The following is a 2,187-nucleotide window of genomic DNA, read 5'->3' as shown; positions in this document are numbered from 1 at the left end:
AGCCGGACAGCCTTCATGGCTTGTTTTTGATTTAAGTACTAAATTGCCCCAGACCATACGGCGAGAAGCCTTGAGGGGGAGCCTGACTCAAGATTTCAAATGAACCAGCCGATACAATGAAGGCACATTGATATGCCTAATAATGAGGTGAAGTAGTGAGTGATTGGCTAACCCGTTTTTCAATTAAAACCCGTCTCATCAGTTTGCTCATTCTGCTAGCTGCTACGGCTGCCGGCCTGACAATGGAGGGGCTTAACGGCATGCGCAGCAGCAATGCCGATATTAACCAGATGTACAACAACGTTCTGCTACCGCTCGATAAGCTTGGCGACCTCACCAATCACATGCACCATGCACGCACTCAGCTTTTGCTTGCTCTGCAACATCAGCCTGGTAGTGCGTTCGAAAAGGCACATGACCACCCCGCGAGCATGCATTTCGATGCTGTGGATAGAAGCGTAGGCAGCATGCGTGAGCGCCTTGCTGACTATCAGCGTATGCCAATGAGCAAAGAGCATCAGCGCTTGGCCACTGAACTGCAAAACAAGCTGTCTGATTATCTGGATAATGGTGTTCAACCGACGCTCAATGCAATGCGCCAAGGTGACTATGCGGGAGGGAATGCAATCCTGCTGAATCGCTTGCAACCTGCATTTATGACGACCTATGCCAGCGTGCGTAATCTGGTTGAGTCGGAGCAGGAGAGCGCCAATGCAAGCTACCAGCGCGCTAAAGAGAGCTTCGATCGTCTGGTTGTGATAATCGGTCTCACGCTAGTGGTTGCTCTGTTTCTGGCCACAGTCGTGGCTTTGGCTACTGTATCTGGCATCACAAAAGCTGTTCGCGAGCTTCAAGTCGGCGGTCAGCAGCTAGCTGATGGCAATTTGGGCTATCGAGTTACCTATCAGGGGCGTGATGAGCTGGGCGAAATCTCTAGCTCATTCAATGCAATGGCTTCGCGTTTTCACCACACCATTCAAGAGTTGGCGGGGGCTGTGGAGCAACTGGCAGCCGCAGCTGAGCAGACTGCTCAGATCAGCACTGAAACCAGTGACGGCATCCGCCGCCAGCAGTTGGAGACAGATCAGGTTGCTACTGCGATGAACGAAATGTCAGCTACTGTGCAGGATGTGGCTGGGAACGCGGCCAGTGCAGCAAGAGCAGCACAGGAAGCAGATCAGCAGTCGGAAAGTGGAAAGCTTGTTGTTCATCAAACAATCTCTTCTATCGACAGCCTAGCCAGTGAAGTTGAGCACGCGGCCACCGTTATCCATGAGCTTGAAGCAGACAGTGCTGGTATTAGCTCTGTGGTGGATGTCATTCGCAGCATCGCCGATCAAACCAATTTACTTGCCCTTAATGCGGCTATTGAAGCTGCAAGAGCTGGTGAGCAAGGGCGAGGCTTTGCTGTGGTGGCGGATGAGGTGCGCTCGCTTGCTTCGCGCACGCAACAGTCAACCAGCGAAATTCAGACCATGATTGAAAAACTGCAGGGCGGGGCAAATCGTGCTGTTGCGGTCATGCAAAGTAGTTGCACCAAAGCACAAGCTGGTAAACAACAGGTTGCCAGCGCAGGTCATATGCTGGATCAGATCAGTAACGCTGTTGCGATTATTAATGACATGAATGCCATGATTGCATCTGCCGCTGAGGAGCAAAGCTCTGTCGCGGAGGAGATCAATCGTAACGTTACTAGTGTCAGCCAGATTGCCGAGGAAACTAGCGAGGCTTCCCGTCAGAATGTTGCCACCAGTAAGCAACTATCTGCTCTGGCAACCCAACTTCAGCGTCTGGTGCATATGTTCCGTCTTTAGGCAAACTGACGCAGGATTGTAGTCTCGTACAGCGCCTCCTCCATCGCCGGGTCGCTGTAGCCGAACCAGTTCTGCATCAAATGCACGCACAACATCGCCATCAGCGGATAGGCTGGACTGCCGCCTTCACCCTTCGGGTAGTGCGGCTCGATCAAGGCGATCAAACCCTTCCACGGCACCACCTGATCCATCTCGATCAGGAACAACTCTTTGCGGGCCTGCTTGCGCTTGCCGGCATACTCGGCGTAGGCGAAGGTCATCTGCTTCATCGGAAAACTCGGCGGGTGGAATCCGGGTATTTTGCCAAAATCAGGAAGTCTTCTTCAGAGTTTCCTTAGCGTACGTTTTTCTCCGAATTCTGCGGGGTCCCCTG

Annotated in this window: 1 protein-coding gene and 1 pseudogene; one reads left to right on the top strand and one right to left on the bottom strand. The window is 52.5% G+C overall.

What is annotated here, in order from left to right; all coding sequences use genetic code 11:
• Nucleotides 1–155: 155 nt before the first annotated feature.
• Nucleotides 156–1,814: a methyl-accepting chemotaxis protein gene (locus J9889_RS24690; protein WP_103260121.1), complete on the top strand. Its 1,659-nt coding sequence runs from the start codon at nt 156–158 to the stop codon at nt 1,812–1,814.
• Here J9889_RS24690 and J9889_RS07305 read toward each other — a convergent pair.
• Nucleotides 1,814–2,083, bottom strand: a pseudogene (locus tag J9889_RS07305) (transposase); the annotation flags it as partial. The gene J9889_RS24690 and the pseudogene J9889_RS07305 sit on opposite strands and share 1 nt — an antisense overlap.
• Nucleotides 2,084–2,187: the final 104 nt, after the last annotated feature.

Origin of the sequence: Aeromonas sp. PrichA-15, from assembly GCF_017939245.1 — a bacterium.
GTDB lineage: Bacteria > Pseudomonadota > Gammaproteobacteria > Enterobacterales > Aeromonadaceae > Aeromonas > Aeromonas caviae.
The sequence above is the reverse complement of the archived record's forward strand: the minus strand, read 5'-3'. Positions and strand labels throughout refer to the sequence as shown.